The 13,883-nt window shown below is 74.1% G+C and carries 11 protein-coding genes; 7 read left to right on the top strand and 4 right to left on the bottom strand.

All coding sequences use genetic code 11. The features are described 5' to 3' along the window. From C1I99_RS20625 to eccB, 3 genes are all read right to left on the bottom strand, one after another. A partial coding sequence (locus tag C1I99_RS20625) for a WXG100 family type VII secretion target (protein WP_146604004.1) occupies positions 1 to 839 on the bottom strand: 839 nt, incomplete at its 3' end. Then, complete coding sequence (locus C1I99_RS20620; protein ID WP_111135862.1) at positions 832 to 1,200, bottom strand: hypothetical protein; 369 nt, start codon at positions 1,198 to 1,200, stop codon at positions 832 to 834. The genes C1I99_RS20620 and C1I99_RS20625, both read right to left, overlap by 8 nt. 108 nt (positions 1,201 to 1,308) lie before the next feature. Further along, entirely contained in the window at positions 1,309 to 2,769 is a 1,461-nt protein-coding gene (eccB, locus tag C1I99_RS20615) for a type VII secretion protein EccB (RefSeq protein WP_111135861.1), read from the bottom strand. 152 nt (positions 2,770 to 2,921) lie between these two features. On the opposite strand from eccB, the gene C1I99_RS20610 reads away from it, so the two are divergent. Further along, positions 2,922 to 4,094: a type VII secretion protein EccE gene (locus tag C1I99_RS20610; RefSeq protein ID WP_111135860.1), complete on the top strand. Its 1,173-nt coding sequence runs from the start codon at positions 2,922 to 2,924 to the stop codon at positions 4,092 to 4,094. A 71-nt stretch (positions 4,095 to 4,165) separates the two neighbouring features. Here C1I99_RS20610 and eccD read toward each other — a convergent pair whose 3' ends face one another. Further along, positions 4,166 to 5,563, bottom strand: a complete 1,398-nt coding sequence (gene eccD, locus C1I99_RS20605) for a type VII secretion integral membrane protein EccD (protein WP_111135859.1) — start codon at positions 5,561 to 5,563, stop codon at positions 4,166 to 4,168. Positions 5,564 to 5,733: 170 nt separating this feature from the next. Here eccD and eccCa point away from each other — a divergent pair, with 170 nt between their 5' ends. From eccCa to C1I99_RS20575, 6 genes are all read left to right on the top strand, one after another. After that, positions 5,734 to 9,696 (top strand): type VII secretion protein EccCa, encoded by a 3,963-nt coding sequence (gene eccCa, locus C1I99_RS20600; RefSeq protein ID WP_111135858.1) that lies wholly within the window; start codon positions 5,734 to 5,736, stop codon positions 9,694 to 9,696. A 316-nt stretch (positions 9,697 to 10,012) separates the two neighbouring features. After that, positions 10,013 to 10,321: a WXG100 family type VII secretion target gene (locus C1I99_RS20595; RefSeq protein ID WP_111135857.1), complete on the top strand. Its 309-nt coding sequence runs from the start codon at positions 10,013 to 10,015 to the stop codon at positions 10,319 to 10,321. Between the two features lie 28 nt (positions 10,322 to 10,349). Beyond that, positions 10,350 to 10,628, top strand: a complete 279-nt coding sequence (locus tag C1I99_RS20590) for a WXG100 family type VII secretion target (protein ID WP_111135856.1) — start codon at positions 10,350 to 10,352, stop codon at positions 10,626 to 10,628. Between the two features lie 109 nt (positions 10,629 to 10,737). Further along, complete coding sequence (mycP, locus tag C1I99_RS20585; RefSeq protein ID WP_158554086.1) at positions 10,738 to 12,171, top strand: type VII secretion-associated serine protease mycosin; 1,434 nt, start codon at positions 10,738 to 10,740, stop codon at positions 12,169 to 12,171. Positions 12,172 to 12,204: 33 nt separating this feature from the next. Continuing rightward, on the top strand, positions 12,205 to 12,765 hold the full coding sequence (locus tag C1I99_RS20580) for a hypothetical protein (protein ID WP_111135854.1): 561 nt from the start codon (positions 12,205 to 12,207) through the stop codon (positions 12,763 to 12,765). A gap of 15 nt (positions 12,766 to 12,780) precedes the next feature. After that, positions 12,781 to 13,883 (top strand): WXG100 family type VII secretion target (locus C1I99_RS20575; RefSeq protein WP_146604003.1); only part of this gene is annotated, 1,103 nt, incomplete at its 3' end.

Raw genomic sequence — 13,883 nt, 5'->3', positions numbered from 1 at the left:
CCCGTCGGCAGCGCGTTGCCGAGCAGCGGATTGGCCCCCGCCAGCGAAGTGCCGCCGCCCGCGGCGCCCGGCCCACCGGCCGGCGTACCCGTGCCCCCGGCGTCGTTGCCCACCGTGACCGGGGTGCCCGAGCCGGAGCCGGGCCCGGCGGACGGCCGGTCGGGTGCCGCCGTGGTGGCGCCGCCCGTGTGCGCGGTGCGGCCGGTCGCGGTCGGAGCCGCCGTCGGGGTGCTGGCGCCGGGACCGCTGCGCGGCGTCGACCGGCCCCGGTCGACCGTGCCGGGAGTGTCCGGGTGCGGCGGCGGCGGTGGGAGTAGCCGGCCGTACGCGGAGACCTCGTAGCCGGCGGCCAGGTCGGCCACCACCTTGACCATGCGCTGGTGCGCCTTCTCCTGCTCGGCCTTGTCCTGCTGGTGGCCGAGCAGGCCGCCGACCACGATGCCGGGCACGCCGAAGACGGCTCCCTTGACCGCGCCGGAGACCGCCTTGTCGTGGTCGTCGGTCTCGGCCGGGCTCTCCGCCTGCTGCTGCGCCGTGCGCAGCTGGTCGGCCATCAGCGTGAGCCCCCGGCTGACGTCCGCCATGCCCTGGCCCAGCGTGTCGGCGTACTCGGCGATGAGCGTCAACCGGCGCTGGAACTCCTGCCCCGCGGCGCCCGTCCAGGTGTTGGCGAGCTTGTCGAGGTCGCCGCTGAGGTCGCGACGCAGGTCGTCGAGGATGCCCTTGAGTGACGTCCAGTCGGCCGCGACGCCATCGACCTGGCTCGGCTTGCCGGCCATCACGCCGTCGTACAGCTGCTGATGGCTGACGTGCTGATAGCGCTGGATGTACTCAGACACGCGGCTCCCCCTTCCGCTTCAGCGCGTCGTCGATCCCGCTGAGGGCGGCGGCGATGTCGGCGGAGTTGGCCGCGTTGCGCGCCTCGGCGGTGCGGTAGTTGGCGAGGATGGTGCCGGTCGCGCTCTGCGCCGCCTCCACCGCGTCGCGCAGGCGCCCGACCTGATCCACATAGGACTGCTGGATCTCCGAGTAGCGACGGGCGTTGCTGGTCGCGTCGGTGAACGAGCCGAGGGCCGGCGGGCGGCACTGCATCTCGGTGGTGAGCTTCCGCAACGTTTTCTCCGCCTCGGTCAGCCGGTCGGCCAGCTTCAGGTGGAAGTCCTCCAGGGACATCAGGTCGACTGTCGTGCGCCCGGTCATGGCAGCATCCCCGTACGTCATGGTCGAATCCGTTGCGTAGCTCAGGTTAGTCGACCGGCGCGAGCCCGGCGACCCGCCCGGCGGCCCGCCGCCGGCGCCCGGCGAGGCTCAGCCGCCGGCACCCGGCGAGGCGCCGGCGGTCGCCGCCGGCGCGGTCACCCGGGCACCGGGCTCGAAATAGGACAGCGCGTCCTCGCGGACCAGGGTCGGGCCGGTGGGGATGAGCGCCAGCAGCGACGCGGGCACTACCACCGGGGTGGCCCCCTCGTAGCCGAGCGCCGTCAGCGCGCCGACGCCGAGCGGGTAGCGGACCCCCTGGGCGCTGATCAAATGAACCGTGGACCCGGGCGCGGCGGTGCCGCTCTCGCCGGCCCCCGGGGCGGCCTGGACCAGCACGCCCTTGCCGCCGGGCAGCAGCACGGCCTCGGCCGTGCGGACGCCGTCGCGGGCGGTCTGCCGCACCGGTACCGGGCCGGACGTGCCCGCCGACAGCTCCGCCGGGGCCCGGTCGAACACCTCCAGCGTGGTGCTGGGCGGCGCACCGCCGGCTCCCGCCCGGTAGGTCGCGCAGAGCACCGTCTGGCCCGGCCGGACCGGATGCAGCGCGGGCAGGGCCGACGGCATCCCCGCCTCCTCCAGCCGCTGTTCGGTCAGCAGTCGGCCGGCCTGGTCGGGGGTGATGTCGGTGACCTGGCCGCCGTCGCGCAGCAGCAGTAACGCGCTGATCTCGCCGATCGCGACGAGGCCCTCCCGGGTGAGCACGTAGTGCTGCCCCGCCGCCCGGAACACCTGGCCGATCCGGGCCGGGCCGGAGCCGATCGTCCGGCTGGTCGGCTCGTCCTCGCCCGCGATGGCGGGTTCGCGCAGCGCCGGGCCGGCCGGCACCGCGTTGAGCAGCTGTTGGCCGACGGTGAGCGTGGGCGTGCCGGCCATCCGCAGCGCGGCGAGCGCGGAGTCGCCTCCCACCACCTGCAACCGGGCGTCGCCGGTGAGCAGGTGACGCTGGCCGCCGACCTGGACCAGCACCGCCCGCTCGCCCAGCGGGGTGCCGCCAGACAGCGGCCGGTCGATCACCACTCGGGTGCCGGACCGGCGCGGGTCGGACGGGTCCGGCACGTCGCAGACCGACCAGGGCAGGCCGATCAGCGACTTGCGGTCTGGCAGCGCGTCGGGCGCGCCGACGATGCCGACGGTACGCCCGCGCGGCCGGTCCCGGATCGACCGCTGGGACATGGTGCGGACCTGCGGGTCCGCCTCGTTGAGGATCAGGCGGGCGGAGGCGTAGTTGAGCGTGGGGTGCAGTTGGCCGTCCAGGAAGACGTACGTCGCGCCGGTCTCCCGCTCGATCACCAGCGTGTTCTGCTCCAGCGGCGCGGTGTTCCCGGTCAGCTGCCCGTACGCGCCGGCACCGCCGAGCACCACCGCCGCGGCGATCACGCTGCCGAAGACCGCCATGCCGAGCCGCCGCATCGGCAGGTTGCTGGTCTCCGGGTCGCCCGACAACAGCGCCGAGACGATGCGGCGGGTGACGAAGCGGTACGCCTGCACCTGATCGCGGCGGGTCCGCATGCTTACCTCCGGCGGGGTGGGTCCGCGACGATCAGGTCCGAGTCGTGTCGCGGGCTTCCCTACGATAAGGGGCCGTCGACGGGTCGCCGGGACCAGCGCCCGCCCCCCGGGTCACGACGGGATGCCCAACCATCCAGAAGGGACTGCCACCGATGACGCAGGTTCAGGCGCCACCCGGTCGTCCGGCCCCACCCCCGGCCACCGCGGCGGAACGGCCGGTCACCCCGGCAGACCGGCGCGAGCGCGGCCGGCTCGGCCCGGTCGTGGTGGGCCAGCTGGTGGTGCTGGAGCTCTGCGCGCTGGCCGTCTGGGCGGCGCTGGGCGGGCCGGGCTGGCTGGTCGGCCTCGTCGCCCTCGCCGCGGTGCTGGTCGTGGTCGCGGCCTTCGCCCGTCGGGGCGGCCGCTGGTGGTACGAAGACCTGCTGCTGCGCCGGCGGCTGCGGCGCCGCCGGGAGCGGGCCCGCAGCACCCTCGCGGCCGGTGTCGCCGCCGATTCCCGGCTGGCCGCCCTGGCCCCGGAGCTGACTGTGACCGAGCTCACCGACCGAGGCACCCGGCTGGGCATCGGGCAGGACGGCCAGGGCTGGTTCGCGGCGGTGGCGCTGCACGGCCGGGCCGGCGCGCCGGCCGGCACGGTCGAGGCGTCGGTGGTGGACCGGGCGCTGCGGGTGCTCACCGACTTCAGCGGCCCGGTGTCCCGGGCCCAGGTGGTCTCGCACACTCTGGTCTGGTACCCGGCGCCGGGCGCGCCGCCGGCCGCGTACCGGACGGTCTGGGTGGCCCTGCGGCTCACCGTGCGGGACGCCCGGGTCGAGACGGTCAGCCGCGGCGGCGGCATGCCCGGCGTCCACCGGACCCTGTCGGCCGGCATCGGGCGGCTCGGCAAGGCGCTGAACGCGGCGGGCCTCGCGCACCGGCCGCTCAGCCGCGACGAGCTGCGGGCGGCGGTGGTCTCGGCGGCCGGGCTGGACCTGGCGCCCGCGCCGCCTGCGGAGACCTGGACGGGGCTGCGCGGTGGTGGCTGGACGCAGCGCTGCCTGGCCCTGCGGGCCCGGGCGGACGCGCCGTACGGTGCGCTGGTGGACGCGGTGACCGCGACCTCCGCCCCGTCCCACACCTTCGCGGCCGTGGTGCTCCCGGGCGGCCGGTTGGCGCCGCCGCTGCTGCGGGTGGCCGCCATGGACGACCACGTGGAGGCGCTGGTCAAGGTGGTGCGGGACGTGGCCCGCCGGGGCGGCGCGTCGGCCCGGCCGCTGGACGGCCAGCACGCCCCCGGTGTCTACGCCGCCGCACCGGTCGCCACCGTCGTCGCCCTCACCCCCTGAGCCCGGACGGGACGTGCACGACGGCGATAACGCCATCGACCGGCCCGGCGTGCCGCCGGGTGGATACCGGTTCAGGGGCGGAGGTTGACGATCCAGCCGTAGAGGCCGAGGACCCAGACGGCCAGCGGGACCAGTGCGATGATCAGCAGGATCTCCACGATGTCCAGCAGGCGGCCCCAGACCGGGGAGATCCGCTTGCCGGCCACGGTGAGCCCGTAGATCAGGCTCACCACGGCCGCGAGCAGCAGCCCGCCGACGATCAGGCCGAGACGCATCGGCATCGAGCCGCCGGTGAACGTGGCCGCCGCGGTGAGGCCGAGCCCGGCGGTGCCGGCGAAGAGCACCGGGGTGCGCTGGGCGCGGCCGAGGAAGGGCCGGGCCCGCAGCAGTGACAGCAGCGCCAGCACGAGGCAGAGCAGCACCGCCGGCAGCCGGCCGTTGAGCGCGAGCACCACCTGGGCGCCGAGCACCACCAGGGACACCGTCCACAGCAGACCGGTCAGGAACTCGTCGGCGCGCTCGCTGAGCTGGAGCACCCGCCGGCCGTCCACCGACTCGGTGTCGGTCTTCAGGTCGTCCGGGCCGGTCGGAATGGACGGGACGGGCAGCCGGGCCAGCCGGTAGGCCGCCATCGGCAGGGCCGGCACGGTGCCGAACGCCACCGCGGCCAGCACCGCGGCGGCGGCCGGTGCCCCGATGCCGAAGGTCAGGCAGAGCAGCGCGCCGAAGCCGGTGGCGGCGCCCACCGCGACCGCGCCGAAGAAGAGCGGGAGCCGGTCGCCGACGGCCAGCGCGGCCACCGCGGCGAAGAGCACCACCGCGGTCGCGGCCAGCAGCACGTGCGGGGCGGCGAGGCCGGTCAACGTGCGGTCACCGGCGAGCAGCAGCAGGCCCCCGACCGCCGCGTACCCCAGACCCGTCACCGCCAGCACCGACCCGGTGGCGCTGTCGGCGGCGGCCCGGGACAGCACCGCGGCGGCGACCACCAGGGCGACCGCGACGACCAGGGCGGCCAGCGCGCCGGGCAGCTGCGGGGGCCCGGCGAAGAGCGCCGCCAGCGCGCCGGCGCCGAGCGCCGCGGCCGCGAACAGCACCGCGAAGGACCGGGTGGTGCCGACCTGCCAGGCGCCCGGTCGCTGGTTGGTGGCGGTGGCGACGGCGTCCACCACGTCGTCGAAGACGATCTCCGGCGCGGCGGCGGACCGGGGGTTGAAGTAGAGCACCTCGCCGTCGCGGATGCCCAGCTGCGCGACGGTACGACCACCGTCGAGCGGCTGCCCGCCGAGCCGGGCGAGCCCCCAGCCGCCGTGCCGGACGCCCTCGTCGGCGAGGTCCTCGCCGGCGTACCGCAGCAGCGTCGGGAGCAGGTCGGCCAGCGGTACGTCCGACGGCAGCGCAAGGTCCATGCGGGTGCGGGGTGCCACGATGGTGATCCGGCTCAGGCCGCCGGTCGCCGTCTTCGTCGCCACAGTGGCCTCCTCGTCGCTCTTCTACGATCACCCCTGGCCGGCGGCGTCGCCCCACGGGTCCCTGACGCCCACGGGAGATTACCTACGATGGCGGGCACGTACGATGCCCACCCGACGACTCCGGTCGCTCGCAGGCCTTCGTCCGGGCCGCTTCTGGGGAGGAGACAGCCGTGAGCACGGTGGTGTTCCGCCGGCTCCCGCGTCAGCCGGGGCCGGCCTTGCCGCGCGGTGAGGTGCTGCTGGAGTCTCCTCCGGAGCTGCCCGAACCGACGCCCCGCGGGATGGGGCAGCTGCTGATGATCCTGCCGATGTTCTGCGGCGTGGGCGCCATGGCGTTCCTCTACGCCGGCCGTGGTGGCGGCATGATGACGTACATCGCGGGTGGCCTCTTCGGCATCTCCATGCTGGGCATGGCGGTTGGGTCGTTGAGCCACGGCAACAACGACAAGGCCGAACTGAACGCCGACCGCCGCGACTACATGCGCTACCTGGCCCAGATGCGCAAGCGCACCCGGCGCGCGGCCGAGCAGCAGCGGGCGGCGATGGCCTGGCGGCACCCGGAGCCGGACGCGCTCTGGTCGATCGCCGCGTCCCGCCGCCTGTGGGAGCGACGGATCACCGAGGACGACTTCGGCGAGACCCGGATCGCCACCGGGCCGCAGCGCCTCGCGGTGGAAATCGTCCCGCCGGAGACCAAGCCGGTCGAGGACCTGGAACCGATGAGCGCTATCGCGCTGCGCCGCTTCGTTCGGGCGCACTCCTCCGTGCCGGACCTGCCGACCGCGCTGTCGGTCCGCGCGTTCAGCCGGGTGGTGCTGCGCGGCGACCGGGAGCCGGTGCTCGACCTGACCCGGGCCGCGCTGGGCCAGCTGGCCACCTTCCACGCCCCGGACGACCTGGTCGTCGCGGTGGTCGCGGCGCCCGACCGGCAGGGCGCCTGGGACTGGGCCAAGTGGCTGCCGCACGCGCACCACAGTGCCCGGACGGACGCGGCCGGCGCCCGCCGGCTGGTCTTCGCCAGCCTGGCCGAGGTGGAGGAGTCACTCGCCGGCGAGCTGGCCAACCGGCCACGCTTCGCCCCCGAGGCGAAGCCGCTGACCAGCGCCCCGCACCTGGTGGTGGTGATCGACGGCGGGGAGGTCTCGGCGACCTGCCAGCTGATGGGGCCGGGGCTCCTGGGTGCGACCGTGATCGACCTCTCCGGCACCGTGCCCCGGGACGCCGGCCGGTGGCTGCTCTGCCTCGACGTGGGCGACGGCAGCTCCCTCGACCTGGTCCGCGGCGCCTCCTCGTCCCGGCTCGGCAGGCCGGACCGGCTCAGCCTCGCCGCCGCCGAGGGGCTGGCCCGGCAGATCGCCCCGTACCGGCTGTCCCAGCAGCAGACCACGTCGGAGGAGCCGCTGGCGCGCAGCATGGAGCTGCCCGACCTGCTCGGCGTCGGCGACGCCGCCACGATCGAGGTGCAGCAGACCTGGCGGCCGCGCAGCCACCGGGACCGGCTGCGCATCCCGCTCGGTGTCGGTCCCGACGGCAACGTGGTCGAGCTGGACTTCAAGGAGTCCGCGCACGAGGGCATGGGCCCGCACGGCCTGGTCATCGGCGCGACCGGCTCCGGCAAGAGCGAGCTGCTGCGGACGATCGTCGGCGCGCTGGCGGTGACGCACTCCTCCGAGGAACTCAACTTCGTCCTGGTCGACTTCAAGGGTGGCGCCACCTTCGCCTCCCTGGAGGCGCTGCCGCACACCAGTGCCGTGATCACCAACCTGGCCGACGAGCTGCCGCTGGTGGACCGGATGCGGGACGCGCTCGCCGGTGAGATGGTCCGCCGGCAGGAGCTGCTCCGGGCCGCCGGCAACTACGTCTCCCGGTTCGACTACGAGAAGGCCCGGGCGGCCGGCGAGCCGCTGGAGCCGATGCCCAGCCTGCTGATCATCTGTGACGAGTTCAGCGAGCTGCTCGCGGCCAAGCCCGACTTCATCGACCTCTTCGTGATGATCGGCCGGCTCGGCCGTTCGCTCGGCGTGCACCTGCTGCTGGCCAGCCAGCGCCTGGAGGAGGGGAAGCTGCGCGGCCTGGACACCCACCTGTCGTACCGGATCGGCCTGCGGACCTTCTCGGCGGTGGAGAGCCGGATCGTGCTCGGCGTACCGGACGCGTACGAGCTGCCGAACGCGCCGGGCCACGGCTACCTGAAGACCGACACCAGCACCATGCTGCGGTTCCGGGCCGCGTACGTGTCCGGGCCGTACCGGGCGCCGGGGCAGGCCGCCGCGTCGTCGCAGGCGATGGTCCAGCGCCGGATCGTGCCGTACGGGGTGACCTTCGTTCCGCTGCGCAACCCGCAGCTGCCGGTGCCGGCCACGCCCGAGCCGGAGCAGCCGGCCGACGGCAAGACCGTGGCGATGCTCGACGTGATCATCGACCGGCTCACGGGGCGGGGGCGGCCGGCGCACCAGGTCTGGCTGCCACCGCTGGCCGAACCGCCGGGCCTGGGCGAGCTGCTGCCGCCACTGAGCGCCGACAAGACGTACGGGCTCTGCACCGCCTCCTGGCGGGGCCGGGGGCAGCTCACCGTGCCGGTCGGCGTGGTGGACCGCCCGTACGAGCAGCGCCGCGACCCGATGATGGTCGAACTGGCCGGCGCGGGCGGCAACGTGGTGATCGTCGGTGCCTCGCTGAGCGGCAAGAGCACCATGCTGCGCTCGATGCTCGCCTCGCTGGCGCTCACCCACACGCCCCGCGAGGTGCAGTTCTTCTGCCTCGACTTCGGCGGCGGGGCGCTGCGCAGCCTGGAGGCGCTGCCGCACACGGCCGGGGTGGCCGGGCGGCGGGACGTCGAGGCGGTGCGGCGTACGGTGGCCGAGGTGGTGGCGGTCCTCGACGACCGGGAGGTCCGGTTCGCCCAGCACGGCATCGACTCGGTGGCCAGCTACCGTCGGCGCCGAGCCGCCGGCGAGTTCGCCGACGACCCGTTCGGGGACGTCTTCCTGGTCATCGACGGCTGGAACACGCTGCGCCAGGAGTACGAGGAGCTGGAGCAGACCATCACCACCCTGGCCAACCGGGGGCTGGGCTTCGGCGTCCACGTGGTGCTGACGGCCGTGCGTTGGGCGGAGATCCGGATCAACATGCGGGATCTGCTCGGCACGAAGCTGGAGCTGCGGCTCGGCGACCCCAACGAGTCGGAGATCGACCGCCGGGCCGCGGCGAACGTGCCGACGGGATCGCCGGGCCGCGGTCTGACCCGGGACAAGCTCCACTTCCTCACCGCGATCTCCCGCATCGACGGCCGGCGCGACATCGACGACCTGACCGAGGCGTCGGCCGCCCTGGCGCGGCACGTGGCGGCCGCCTGGCCCGGCCGGCCGGCGCCGAAGGTACGGCTGCTGCCGCGCAGGCTGGCCGTCAGCGAGCTGGCCCGGGTCGTCGACCGCTCGGCGCCGGGCCTGCCGATCGGCGTCAACGAGGCGGCGCTGGCCCCGGTCTACCTCGACCTGGCCAACGAACCGCACCTGACCGTCTTCGGCGACGCGGAGTGCGGCAAGACCAACGTGCTGCGGCTGATCGCCCAGGGCATCACCGAGCGGTACACCCCGGCGCAGGCCCGGCTGGTCATCGCCGACTACCGGCGCGGCCTGCTCGGCGCGGTCGAGGGCGACCACCTGCTCGACTACGCCCCGTCCAATCAGGTGTTCGCGCAGGGGCTCGCCTCGATCCGCAGCGCGCTGTCCAACCGGCTGCCCGGCCCGGACGTGACCACCGCGCAGCTGCGCGACCGCAGCTGGTGGAAGGGGCCGGACCTCTACATCCTGGTCGACGACTACGATCTGGTCGCCTCGGGCGGCAGCAACCCCCTCAGTGCCCTGCACGACCTGCTGCCCCAGGCCCGGGACATCGGCTTGCACCTGATCGTCACCCGCCGTGTCGGCGGCGTGGCGCGGGCGCTCTACGAGCCGGTGCTGCAACGCCTGCGCGAGCTGGACTCGCCCGGCCTGTTGATGTCCGGCAACCGGGAGGAGGGCGCGGTCTTCGGCACCCTGCGCCCGAGCCCGCAGCCGCCGGGCCGGGGCACGCTGGTGCGCCGCCGCGACGGCCAGCAGCTGATCCAGACCGCGTGGTCCGAGCCGGCCTGATTGCTGCTGGTGCCGGCCGCGACCGGTCTGCTGGTGCCCGGGCCCCTCGTCGCCGCCGCGGTGGTGGACGGTGCTCTGGAGCGGGTTTCCCCGGCCGGCCGAGGTGCCGCCCCGTGGCCGTGTCGACGGACGGTGACGCCGTCCGGCAACGGTCCTGATTGGACGGTGTGGGCCGGGCGACGCCGAGGAGGGCTGCGCGGGTTGGATGCCGTCCGCTACCGTTCTTCACAGGAGTGTCCGTCGGTGGGGTGTTCGCCTTGCCGCGGGGGAGGGCGCGGCAGTTCCGCCGCCACAAGATGACGGAAGGGTGTGAAGCATGGCGTTCGAGGTCGAAGCAGCGACTCTGCATACCGCCGCGAGTGACGTGCGGTCCACGCGCAGCGAGGTCGACGGCGAGCTGAAGAAGCTGTGGAACGTGGTCGACGACCTGGCTATCGCCTGGAAGGGGCAGGCGTCCACCGGCTTCCAGTCGCTCATGCAGCGCTGGAACGAGGACACGGCCAAGCTGCTGACGGCGATGGACAGCATCGCCGACCTGCTCGACAAGTCGGGTACGACGCACCAGGTCAACGACGAAGAGCAGCAGCAGATGCTGGACAAGTTCCACTCTGCGCTCAACCCGTGATCAGCCGAGACGAGCAGGGGAGGAACTGATGAGCATCAAGGTTGACTATGCGGTCCTCGAGAGCGCGAACCAGCAGATGCAGACGATCTCGCGCACCATCGACGAGAAGCTCGACACGCTGCGTTCGATGCTGTCGAAGCTCCAGTGGGACGGTCAGGACCGTGCCGCGTACGAGCAGCACCAGGCGCAGTGGGACGCCGCCGTGCGGGACATCAACAAGATCTTGAACGACATCGGTGGCGCGGTGGGCATCGCCCGCGAAAACTACGTCACCACCGAGATGAGCAACGCCAAGGTGTGGGGCTGACACAATCGTCGACGCGGCTCCGGTCCGGTTCGGCCGGGCCGGAGCCGCGGCGCGTTGTGAGCCGAGAGGTCCTGGGAGAGTCATGCGCAGGGGGAAGCGTTCGCGGCCGGTGCTGAGGTCGGCCGTCGCCGCGTTGGCGGTGGTCGCCGCTGCCGGCTCCGGTCCACTGGTCGCCCCCGTGCCGGCCCGCGCGGACACCGTGCGCGGCCTGCAGTGGTACCTCGACACGCTGAAGATCCCCCAGGCCCACAAGATCACCAAGGGGCGGGGCGTGACGGTCGCCGTCATCGACTCCGGTGTCGACCCCAATGTGCCCGACCTGCGCGGCCAGGTCCTGCGCGGGCGGGGCCTGAACTCCGCCGCGACCGCCGACGGTCGGGGCACCGACGACGACATCGGCCACGGCACCGGGATGGCGGGTCTCATCGCCGCGCGGGGCGGCGGCGAGATGCGCCACCTCGGCATCGCCCCCGAGGCGAAGATCCTGCCGATCTCCACCGCCAACCGGTATGACCCGCGGGAGCTCGCGGAGGGAATCCGCTGGGCCGCCGACTCCGGAGCGGATGTGATCAACATGTCGCTCGGGGTCGACCGGCCGCCGACCGCCGAGGAGATGGCCGCCGTCCGGTACGCCCTGGACAAGAACGTCGTCCTGGTCGCCTCGGCCGGTAACCGGCGGCAGGGCGACTCGAAGGTGATCAATCCGGCCAGCATCCCCGGCGTCATCGCCGTGACCGGGCTGGCCCGCAACGGTGGCATCTTCCCCGACAGCACCACCGGGCCGGAGGCCGTCCTGGCCGCACCCTCCGAGGAGATCATCTCCCCGCGGCCCACCTCGGTGTCGCCGAACGGCTACGGCGTCGGCAGTGGCACCAGCGACGCGGCGGCGCTCGTCTCCGGCGTGGTGGCGCTGGTACGCGCGAAGCACCCCGACCTCGACGCGGCCAACGTGGTAAACCGGCTGATCCGTACCGCCCGGGACGAGGGCCCCGCCGGCCGGGACGACCGGTTCGGCTTCGGCGCGGTGGATCCGCTCGCGGCGCTGACCCGGTCGGTGCCGCCGGTGACGGCGAACCCGCTGCTCGCGGGGGCGCCAGTGGCCGGCGGCGGGCAGAGTGGCGCGCCGGAGCGTTCCGAGGGGACGGGCGACGACGGGCCGCTCGTCTCCGTCGGCGTCACCGACCGCACCGGTGCGGTGGTCCAGATCGCGCTCTGCCTCGCCGTGCCGCTCGCGGTGCTGGTCCTGGTGATCGTGCTGGTACGCCGTTCCCGTCGCCACCGCGCGCCCGCGGCGACGGCCGGGCCGCCGATGGCCGGGCCCGGGTACCGCCCGCCGCCCGGCGGCGTACCGGGTCCGTACGGCCCTGCCCCGCAGCAGCCGGGCGCCGCGGCGCCGTACGGCCAGCCGGGTCACCCGCCCGCGCCGCCCGGCACGGGCCCCTACGTCCCGCCGGGCGTGCGGGGGCAGCAGCAGCCCGGAGCCTGGCCGCCGCCACCGGGAGCGCCCACGCCGCCGCCAGGGGGCGGCGGGCAGCACCAGTAAGCCAGATTGTCAGTCGGCGACGGGGAGGAACCGATGACGGACGACAGGACCCGGTATTCGGAGCGGGTCACGATCGACACGCCGGACGTGCCGGTCGCGCCCCACGTCTCACCGTTCGTGAATTACGACCGGATCGAGATGGACAACGTCCAGCGGGCCAGGGTGCCGAGCGGGCTCGTCCCCGGCGAAGGGGGCGCCGGCGCGGAGACGGAGTGGGACGCCGGCAGCCTCGACAAAGCCATCGAGTGGCTGGAGGAGCACGCCGACTTCCTCAACAAGCAGTCGTACAAGATGGTGGAGATCAAGGACCTGATGGGCGGCGATGCGGCGGGGGCCCTCGGCGGTGCGGCCGGGGGCGCGAAGAGCCCGCTGGGCACCTTCGACCGGGCGACGGACCTGGCGGCGAAGCACGCCGGGCTCTACCGGAGCACCGAGACCGGTCTACGGCAGCTCGCCGACGACCTCTACAAGGCGGCGAACGCGCTGCGCGAGGTCAAGGAGAACTACGAGACGGCCGAGCGCGCGAACGCGATGTCCGCCGCCGAGATGGAGCGCGCCTTCCAGACCGCCTCCAGCAACAGCGGCGACCACTGATCGGGGGAGTGACCCATGCCGAGCTGGGAAGAGATGTGTCAGCAGATCGTCGTCGACGGCAGGCCCGGCGACGTCGCCAGCGCCGCTCTCGGCTGGGAGCAGCTGCTGAAGAACCTGGACACGGTCAAGCGCAACCTGGAGACCAACGTCAAGGACCTCGGGCAGGTCTGGAAGGGACCGGCGTACGAGTCGTTCAAGACCCACATCGAGGGGATCGCGAAGAGTACCGGCCGGCTGGTCGAGGACGCCGAGAACCACAACGGCATCGTGCAGTCGCTACGGGACGCCGCCGACCGGCTGACCGAGGCGCAGCGCGAGTTCCCCATCCCCGCCAGCTGCGTCAACGACGTGCTGGAGGCCCGGAACGGCCGGATCGTCATCAGCGCCGGCTTCTTCGAGATGAAGGTCAAGCCCGACTTCCTGGGCCTGCTCGACCCGATCAGCTCGCTGGCTGACTGGATCAACGACAGGTCCGAGGAGGCCGCGCAGGTCTACACCAAGGTCAGCGGCCAGTACTCCACCATCGACTCGGGCACCCCGGGGGAGGTCGGGCCGACGCTGAACCGGGACCCGGACATGACGACGCCCGACCTCAACCGCGACACGGGCACCGGCAGCACCGGTCGCGTGCCGAACATCGGCGGTAAGCCGGAAACCGGCAGTCTCGGCAGCTCGCCGTCGGTGGGCACGAGCGGGGTGCCCAGCACCGGCTCTCCCGGGATCGGCTCCGGCGCGCACCCCGACCTGTCCGGTGGCTACGACCCGGGCACCGGCAACCCGCCCGGCACCGGAGGCTACCCGGGCAGCGGTAGCCTCGCCGACGACTACGGCAGCGGACTGGCCGGTGCCGGCGCCGCCACCACCCCCGGCCTCGGTGGTGGTGGTCTGTCGGGCACCACCGGTCTCGGGTCCGGCGGGCTGGGCGGCGGCGGGCTTGGCGGTGGTGCCGGCGGCGGCATGATCCCGGGCGGTGGTGCCCTCGGTCGGCCGGTCGCCGCCGGGCTGGCGCCGATGATGGGCGGCGCGGAGGGCGCCGGTCGCGGTGGCGGCCGGGGCGCCGGTGGTCGGCTGGGCGCGGGCGGAAAGCTCGGCGCCGGCGGGATGGTTCCGGCCATGGG

This window comes from Micromonospora deserti, from assembly GCF_003236335.1.
Lineage (GTDB): Bacteria > Actinomycetota > Actinomycetes > Mycobacteriales > Micromonosporaceae > Micromonospora > Micromonospora deserti.
This window is presented reverse-complemented; position numbering and strand designations above follow the sequence as displayed.

Bases quoted from the DNA above. Each gene is read 5' to 3' on its own strand.
- C1I99_RS20620 (WP_111135862.1), bottom strand. From the start codon at position 1,200: ATGACCGGGCGCACGACAGTCGACCTGATGTCCCTGGAGGACTTCCAC.
- eccB (WP_111135861.1), bottom strand. From the start codon at position 2,769: ATGCGGACCCGCCGCGATCAGGTGCAGGCGTACCGCTTCGTCACCCGC.
- C1I99_RS20610 (WP_111135860.1), top strand. From the start codon at position 2,922: ATGACGCAGGTTCAGGCGCCACCCGGTCGTCCGGCCCCACCCCCGGCC.
- C1I99_RS20595 (WP_111135857.1), top strand. From the start codon at position 10,013: ATGGCGTTCGAGGTCGAAGCAGCGACTCTGCATACCGCCGCGAGTGAC.
- C1I99_RS20590 (WP_111135856.1), top strand. From the start codon at position 10,350: ATGAGCATCAAGGTTGACTATGCGGTCCTCGAGAGCGCGAACCAGCAG.
- C1I99_RS20580 (WP_111135854.1), top strand. From the start codon at position 12,205: ATGACGGACGACAGGACCCGGTATTCGGAGCGGGTCACGATCGACACG.